The following is a 7,416-nucleotide window of genomic DNA, read 5'->3' on the forward strand; positions in this document are numbered from 1 at the left end:
ATGAGGGAGGGAGCATACGCAGCCGTCGCGGCATTCATGGCGACGATCGGCACGGCACAGGCCTCGGATTCCGTGATCGGGGTAGAAAAAACCTTCACCAGCCCGAACGGCGTGGAGGAGAAATGCGTACAGATCGCGCCGATCCCCGGCGGGTCCTACAGCAAGGGCGATGCCAAGGACGAAGCCGACTATTGCGGCATCGATTTCTACGACGCCTCCGTCGCCCTGTGCCCCAAGACCTGGAGCACCAGCCCGGGCATGATGGTCTATGACGTGAGCGACGGGACATATGCGGGAAACCGCGCAGAGTTCGAACGCAATGCCTGCAAGGAAGGCAAATCTGCCAAATCACTGGCCGCCGATGATCTGGCCAAGTTCAAGTCGACCATGAATGCAAAGGGAACCAGCGGAACCTTCGCACCCTCTTCGCTGCTCTATTACCATTTCTCCCGCTATTTCGACGCAACGGTCAAGGTGCCGGTCGCAGTCTGGCGCAGCATGGACGCGAAGATGCACCAGAGCGAGGTGGCCGAGCCGGGTCTTTCGCTGTCCGGCAGCCGGTCGAGCGGACGGATGAACCACGAAGGATGGCGTACCTTCGCCGCGGCGGATCGCGCCCCCGACAGCTATCGCCCCACGGACGAGTTGTTCACCTCCGACCGCAAGCAGATCTATGGCGTTCTTCTGTCCAGCCCCGGCCATCGTTATGGCTCCGAAATCAACGGCACCCGCAAGTCCGGCTGGGGAAAGGGCCAGAACGAGGACTTCCAGAAGACGCCGGCCTTCCTCGCCCTCCGGTCGGAGAAGCCTCTTGGGGAAGCGATTGCCGAGGGAGTGCGCGAAGGCCGGAAGGACCGCCAGATTGCCAAGGATCTGGGTGAGGACGGAACCCCGCAGCAGATGGTGTTCTGGATGAAGGAACTGACCGAGATCGTTCTTCTGGATTTCATCTTCAGCCAACAGGACCGCGTCGGAAACATCGACTTCACGCCGTATTACTACTGGTCCGAGGAGGGGATGCCGAAGTCGAAGAAGGCAAAGCATCATGAACGCGGCGACGGCTCCGTTCCGCCCGAGGCCGTTATCTTGCGTCGCACGAACCTCAACGACAACGATGCCGGCGGAAGGGTGCAATATGCCAATTTCGCCAAGATCACGCAGATGCTGGAAAAGCTGCGCCATCTCGGGCCCGGGACCTATGCAAGGCTGATGGCGCTCGATGCCGACTTGCAGGCGCAGGGGCCGATCTACCAATGGGTCGCCACGAGCGTTGGCCTCGACAACGGGCAGGTTGACCAAATCGTCAAGAACACCGCATTGGCCGCGGGTATTCTTCGAGATAGCTGCGAGGCGGGCAATCTGATCTTCGACCTCGATCCCGAAACCTATTTCGTCACCGGAAAGGTGGATGCGGTCGAGGTGGCCTGTGATGGTGCGTAGCGCCTTCTGGACTGTCCTCCTGTCGCTGGTCCTTCTTGCAGGCCCGGCCTCGGCATTGCGCGTGGTGGTGATCTCCGATCTCAATGGCTCCTACGGCTCGACCAGCTATTCCAAGCGCATTCCCGTCGCGATCCAGCGGATCATCGCGTTGAGGCCGGACCTGGTGATTTCAACGGGGGACATGGTGGCCGGCCAGCGCAAACCTGTCCTCAGCGAAGGCGAGGTCCGCGCCATGTGGGCGGCCTTTCATCGCGTGGTGAGCGACCCGCTTGCCAGGGCCGGTATCCCGTTGGCGGTCACCCCCGGCAATCACGACGCCTCGGCCTATGGCGGTTTCGAAGGCGAACGCCGGATCTTTGGCGAGGAGTGGCGAGCAAGAAAGCCGGCGCTGCGTTTCTCCGACGACGTCGATTACCCGTTCTTCTACGCGTTCGAGATGGGGGGCGTGCGCTTTGCCTCCCTCGATGCCACCACGCTCGGACCCCTGCGTGGGGACCAGATGGCGCGCCTTTCCAGCGTCATGGCGGGCAGTGGACCGGCGGTCACGTTCAGCCACCTGCCGCTCTGGCCATTCGCCCAGAAACGCGAGCGGGAGATCATCGGAGATCCGGCGCTCGAGGCGCTCTACCACAAGCTTGGCGTCGATCTGCACCTGTCCGGGCACCACCACGCCTTCTACCCCGGCTGGAAAGATGGCGTTGCCTATGTCTCCCAAGCCTGCCTCGGCGGCGGGCCGCGCGTTCTAATCGGCGAAACCGTTCGCAGTCAGCACGCCTTCACCATCCTTGAGTTCGAAGGAGGCGCATTGAGTTCGGTGAAGGCCTATGCCGGACCCGACTTCCGTACGCCGATCCAAACCGAGGCACTGCCCGCACAGATAAGATCCGGTCATGCGATTCTGAAACGGCTGGACCTTGCGCAGTAGAAAGCCACAGCGGTTCCAAGTCACCCCGGCATGAAAGGCTCCCAGGTGTCTGTCTGGTCGACCGCCGGTGAAAACCCGCGATCGATCTGACTATCTCTGGTCACGCTCCGCACCCGGGCGCCTCTGTGCCCGGAAATGGCGGGAAGAGTGGTTCAGATGCGCCGCAGTGGCGCCTAGCCGGCGTCCTGCAGCTTTTGCATGAACTCGGCGCACTGGTCGGCACTGCCGATCATCTGTTCGCCTTCCGCCAGTTCGGCCTTGCCGGAGATGTCCTGCGCAGCGCGGTTGAGGACCTGGTCCACCTGCTCCGCCGTCAGGAGACCTTCTTCCTGCGCCGCCTGCACCGTGGCGCAGATGCCGGAGGACAAGCCCGTCGCCACGCCGACGCCCATCATTGCGCCGCCTCCGAGATTGAGCCCACCCCAGGCGCCGACACCAAGGCCGACGACCAGGCTGATGATTGCGATCCCTGTCTTTCCCATGTTCCGTTCCTTCTTGTTGGTAGCGAGGCACCTAGCCCTGCCGGCGGGTCCGTCCACAGATCCATCGCAGCAGGACCAGGTTCAGGGCGGGCGCGGCGGCTCCGAGCCACGGCCAGAGATCTTCGGGGAAACCTTCGATCATCAGGTTCCACGGCAAACCGAGCGGGATCAGGAAGATCCCCGACAACGGATCGCGGGCTTGACCAAGCCATCCGAAGGTTCCGACCAGGAACAGGAAGAGTGCCAGAATGTACGCTGCCAGGAAGGCCCAGACAGCGAATTTGCAAAAACTGCTCATGGTCGATGGATCACTCGATCCCGAAGATCACGTTATAGCTGGCATCCGTGCTGCCGTTATTGACGACCTCGATCACGTGATCGCCGGATTGCCAGAGTTGACCGCGGTATTCCTTGTCCGGCGTCATGAAATCCAACAGCGCGGAGCCGTCCGGATTCTGGATAAGGTAGCCGAGGCTGCCGCTCTTCGGCGCGACGCGGACATAGAGGAACTGGCCATCCTTTGCGTCGAGCACGTAACGGGTCGAACTGCCCGGAGTGAGAGATGCCGAGATCTCCGCGCCGGTCGAACCGGTGTCGAACCGAACCCGCTGGGTATCCGTCGTCGGTTTCGCAGCCCCCGAGCCCGACATCGCACCGCCGCCATCATCGGCCGCTTCCACGACCGACAGTTCGCCAATGGCGCCATCCTTGTAGGCGATGCAGCGCCAGACCGTTCCGCCACCATCTTCGAGCATCACTAGCGTTCCGGCTTCGGAGAACTCCGAACTCAGCACCTTGCCGGACGCTCCGTCAGGTCCGCCGACCACCCTGAGCTGATCGATGCACGCGTTGTCCGCATCGGACATGGCAATCGCCGATCCAGCAAGCAGGGGAGTTGCGAGTAGAGATATGCAAGTGACGAAGGCCAAATGGCGCATGTGCTTCCTTTCTGGAAAATCCGGCTTCACAAATATTTCGAGCCAAACACTCGAGTGAGTTCCACTCAGCCTGCAATGCGTTCGGATTTGGGCCAAGCGGTTTTCCACATCGTTAAGGATGACCCGGCGGCGCGCGTCTGCCAACATTCAGGGAAGTTCGCACCGGGAGAACCTAGCACGCTTGTGTGACCTCTCGCTCAGAGGCCGTCCAACCCTAGACCTTGGGCGAGGGACTCGGCCTCGTCCCTGTCCAACGCAATGACGAAGCGGTCACCTTCAATGCCTTCGGCGATGTTGACCGAGCGGACCAGGTTTCCATCCACCCGGATGTCGAGTGTGCCGCCTACAGAGGCCTTGGTGAAGGCTGCGAGGGCCGCGGCAACGTCAGTGGCCAATCTCAATTCCACAAGCGTCTGGCCGTCCGGATCGTCGCGGAACTCACCGCCGACAACCCCCCGTGCCGTTATCACGATCGGTCCAAGCTGAAGGGGGGCCGTGGCCTTTTCGACCACGCATATCGGGTGGTTGCCGGGGTTCCGACCGCCGCCCAGATCGAGGCACTGGTCGAGATACGCCGCCTTCTGCATCTCCGAGCCGGCCCAGAAAGCGGCCGCGAGCGCTGTGATGAGGATGGCGGCCGATGCTTTTCGTCCCAAAGGCATCCAAAGTCCTCCCTGTTTGAAACCTCGTCAAGGCGGCTGGGAACGCCTGAGCTTGGGGCTTGACCTGTGCTGAATGCTTCTATGTGCTGATAGAACGACATGAAAAGAAACACGGATGGGGGATGGTCGCCATGGGGTTCGTGCAATCGATCAAGGTCTGCCTTTCGAAATACGTCGTCTTTTCAGGACGGGCGACGCGGTCCGAATACTGGTGGTTCGCACTCTTCGTCATCCTGAGCAGCATCGTCCTGGCATTTATTGACCAGGCGATCTTCGGCACCAACCCGGACACCGGCGAAAGTGCCAATATCCTCAACTCGGGATTTCAACTCGCGGTCCTTTTACCGATGCTCGCCGCCGGCTGGCGCCGTTTGCACGATACCGGGCGCCCGGGATGGTACCTTCTCCTGCCAATGGCCCTGGGGGTCGCGACCATGATTGCGCTCCTGAGCGGTGTTGCAGTTTTCTCGGTCCTGGAAGGCGGGGTAGACGACCCGGAGGTGCTGCGTGGACCAGCGGCATTCCTCGGCTTGACCGGGATGATCGTGGTGTGGGGGCTGCAACTGGTCCTGTCTGTCATGATGATCTGGTGGCTGACCCGGCCTTCGCAGGAGGGGGACAACGCATATGGCCCACCCGCGGCGTGAGGGACGTGCCAGATTGACCTGTCGATGATGGAGGGGAAACAGAAATGAAGCGCAAGATATCCTTGGGGCTGGCCTTGGCCGTCGGTGTTGCCACGCCTGTTCTGGCCGAGTGGACTTTCGTAGCCGGCCCAACGGCCAATGCGTTCATTCAATCCAATGACTCAACGCTGGAACTTCAATGCGACCGGATCCGTTTCGCGCCCGCGGGCTATGAGGACAGCGAGGACATCGTGGCCAAGCAGGGCCTGTCCATCCGTTTCATGAAGGACGGCACGACCGAAGTTGGTGCCTTCCAGGTCGGGCAGGACAACGGCAACGTTCAGATCGTTGACAATTTCCCGGTCGAGATCTCGTTCAACGATACTCAGGATTACGGCTTCGTTCTGGATCAGTTGGCGGCAAATGCCTCGGTCAACCTTTCCATGATCGATCAGGACGTCACCTACGGGATCTTCGACCTGACTGGGTCGAGCGCGGCCATCAAGTCGCTGAAATCTGCCTGCGGCGGTGCGGCACAGGAGACAGCGAGCACTGAGGCTCCGGAGGGCGTGGTTTATTGCGGCGGCGGTGCAGTGAAACGCCAGATCGAATACGTGATCCTCGACACCCCGGATGGCGAATGGAATGCCTTGCTGACCGTCAATGGCGAGGTGACCCGCGCGATGACGGCCTATAGCTACTTTGGCAATGCAGAAGCGCCGAAGGGGTTTGTCGTCGCGCTCCTTGGCGAGGATCGATCGGAAACGCTGGTCTTTCAGGATGGTGGCAAGGACTGGCTGGAATATGGGGATTACCAGTATGACAAGTGCAACTGATGCTCTGGCGTGACGTGAAACCGCAGAATCGGGCGGTCAAACCCTTGAAGTTTCTCGGGGTTTGCGCCGCATTGTGGCTTGCTCTGATTGCGCCGGCATCGTCCGCCGATATGTCCGATCTGCCCGAACAGCTGCAGCAAAAAGTCGAGACGGCCCGGCAGGCTTGCGCAGATTTCGAAAACGGCGCCTTCCTCCTCGAATGGGGGGCCGTTGACCGGGTCGATCTGGACGGCGACCTGAGCCACGACTGGGTGCTGAACGAGCGCGGCTTCTCCTGTTCGACGGCCGCATCGCTTTACTGCGGCACCGGTGGATGCATGTCGCATTTCCTCGTGCAAGATGTCCTCCATTCCCTGTTGAACCAGGGATGGAGCCTGGCAGATCTCGGGCCGAACCGGGTTCTTCTGGCGGATGTCCACGGCTCGCAATGCGGCGGCATCAACCCGACGCCGTGTGTGACGGCCAGCACATGGGACAGCGACGAGAAACAATGGCGAACGACAACCGCCGAGTGGGAGTGACCCGCGTTGAAAGACCGATCGGCCGCCCTGAAACGTTTTGCACTGTCCCGCGCGGCGTAAGACGGAACGTGCGACTGTGAGCAAGCTGACGCTCATCTCTCTTGTGTTGCTAGGTCTGGGCCTTGCGCTTTGGGCGGGATACGCGGCCCAGGGATCATATGTCGACGAGGATGGCATCCTGCAGGAGCCTTTCCACCTGCTGGCCCTTGGCTGGCTTTTCGTTCTGGCCGGAGGCTTCACCTTGGTAGGTGCGCTTGTTTTCGGGATCATCAAGAAATGGAGGACCCCAAAATGAAGACCCGCTTCACACATCGCGATTCCTCCACCGACCGGTTTGTGCCGTCAATTAACGCAAGCACGCGCCTGAGCGCTGTCGGCTTGCTGTTATGTGCCGGAATGTTCGCCAGTTGCAGCGAGCCGGCGCCGAGCGGCGGGATCAGCGAGCCCGACCCCGATCTGGTTTTCGTGAGGGGCTACCGTTCCGCTGATGACGACTGCAAACTCACCGGCGAGTCCGCCTTTACGGTCGAATTCCTGGATGATGCGGCAGACCTCGTCACATGCTCGACGGGGAGCGCAGCGGCAGCAACGTTGGTGTCCGAAACCTCGGCCTCGTTGGTCACGCAGACCAATAGCTACACTCTCTACTCCGTGCCGCGCCGTTGAGCCGGTCGCCTCTTCGCCCTTCCCGACCGTCTTGTAGCAGCACTGGCCATAGATGAGCCGTCGCAGAGCAAACACCAAGCTGCCCGCGCCGTTTCTTCAACGCATCGTCCTGCGAGACGACATCATGGCGCGCAAATCCGGCTACCCCTACGACTTTCCCTGGTTGGACAGCGACGCGTTCGAGTTGCGTTTCACGACCCCGGTGACCATTCTGATCGGCGAAAACGGCACCGGGAAATCGACCCTGGTGGAGGCCATTGCGGCGCTCAGTGGTGACCTGCCCCCCGTTGGTCCCTCAGTCATAACGAGAGTCTGCGGGT

At 61.2% G+C, this 7,416-nt stretch carries 12 protein-coding genes; 8 read left to right on the forward strand and 4 right to left on the reverse strand.

Annotated features, from left to right (window positions below):
* A complete protein-coding gene (locus AX756_RS22010) occupies positions 1-1,440 on the forward strand; it encodes a hypothetical protein (protein ID WP_156461618.1) in 1,440 nt (479 codons plus the stop codon).
* On the forward strand, positions 1,430-2,365 hold the full coding sequence (locus AX756_RS22015) for a metallophosphoesterase family protein (RefSeq protein ID WP_068317199.1): 936 nt from the start codon (positions 1,430-1,432) through the stop codon (positions 2,363-2,365). The genes AX756_RS22010 and AX756_RS22015 overlap by 11 nt, the downstream gene beginning before the upstream one ends.
* Positions 2,366-2,538: 173 nt before the next feature.
* Here AX756_RS22015 and AX756_RS22020 read toward each other — a convergent pair whose 3' ends face one another.
* From AX756_RS22020 to AX756_RS22035, 4 genes are all read right to left on the reverse strand, one after another.
* The gene (locus AX756_RS22020) at positions 2,539-2,847 is read right to left on the reverse strand and encodes a hypothetical protein (RefSeq protein ID WP_068317202.1); all 309 of its coding nucleotides are present in this window, start codon (positions 2,845-2,847) and stop codon (positions 2,539-2,541) included.
* Between the two features lie 31 nt (positions 2,848-2,878).
* A complete protein-coding gene (locus tag AX756_RS22025) occupies positions 2,879-3,145 on the reverse strand; it encodes a hypothetical protein (RefSeq protein WP_068317207.1) in 267 nt (88 codons plus the stop codon).
* Between the two features lie 10 nt (positions 3,146-3,155).
* Positions 3,156-3,713, reverse strand: a complete 558-nt coding sequence (locus tag AX756_RS22030) for a hypothetical protein (protein WP_068317210.1) — start codon at positions 3,711-3,713, stop codon at positions 3,156-3,158.
* Positions 3,714-3,982: 269 nt separating this feature from the next.
* Positions 3,983-4,447, reverse strand: a complete 465-nt coding sequence (locus AX756_RS22035) for a hypothetical protein (RefSeq protein WP_068317214.1) — start codon at positions 4,445-4,447, stop codon at positions 3,983-3,985.
* A 131-nt stretch (positions 4,448-4,578) separates the two neighbouring features.
* Between AX756_RS22035 and AX756_RS22040 the strand changes: the two genes are divergently transcribed.
* From AX756_RS22040 to AX756_RS22065, 6 genes are all read left to right on the forward strand, one after another.
* A complete protein-coding gene (locus AX756_RS22040; RefSeq protein ID WP_068317230.1) occupies positions 4,579-5,094 on the forward strand; it encodes a DUF805 domain-containing protein in 516 nt (171 codons plus the stop codon).
* Positions 5,095-5,138: 44 nt separating this feature from the next.
* Positions 5,139-5,909 (forward strand): hypothetical protein, encoded by a 771-nt coding sequence (locus AX756_RS22045; protein ID WP_068317217.1) that lies wholly within the window; start codon positions 5,139-5,141, stop codon positions 5,907-5,909.
* A 110-nt stretch (positions 5,910-6,019) separates the two neighbouring features.
* Complete coding sequence (locus AX756_RS22050) at positions 6,020-6,430, forward strand: hypothetical protein (protein ID WP_194247546.1); 411 nt, start codon at positions 6,020-6,022, stop codon at positions 6,428-6,430.
* A 76-nt stretch (positions 6,431-6,506) separates the two neighbouring features.
* Positions 6,507-6,725: a DUF3955 domain-containing protein gene (locus AX756_RS22055; RefSeq protein WP_068317222.1), complete on the forward strand. Its 219-nt coding sequence runs from the start codon at positions 6,507-6,509 to the stop codon at positions 6,723-6,725.
* Positions 6,722-7,096, forward strand: coding sequence for a hypothetical protein (locus AX756_RS22060; protein WP_093163621.1), 375 nt, complete (start codon positions 6,722-6,724; stop codon positions 7,094-7,096). Before AX756_RS22055 ends, AX756_RS22060 begins: the two co-directional genes overlap by 4 nt.
* 52 nt (positions 7,097-7,148) lie before the next feature.
* Positions 7,149-7,416: AAA family ATPase (locus tag AX756_RS22065; protein ID WP_156461619.1), on the forward strand; the 268-nt coding region annotated here is incomplete at its 3' end.

It is taken from the genome of Aliiruegeria sabulilitoris (assembly GCF_001558155.1).
GTDB lineage: Bacteria > Pseudomonadota > Alphaproteobacteria > Rhodobacterales > Rhodobacteraceae > Tropicimonas > Tropicimonas sabulilitoris.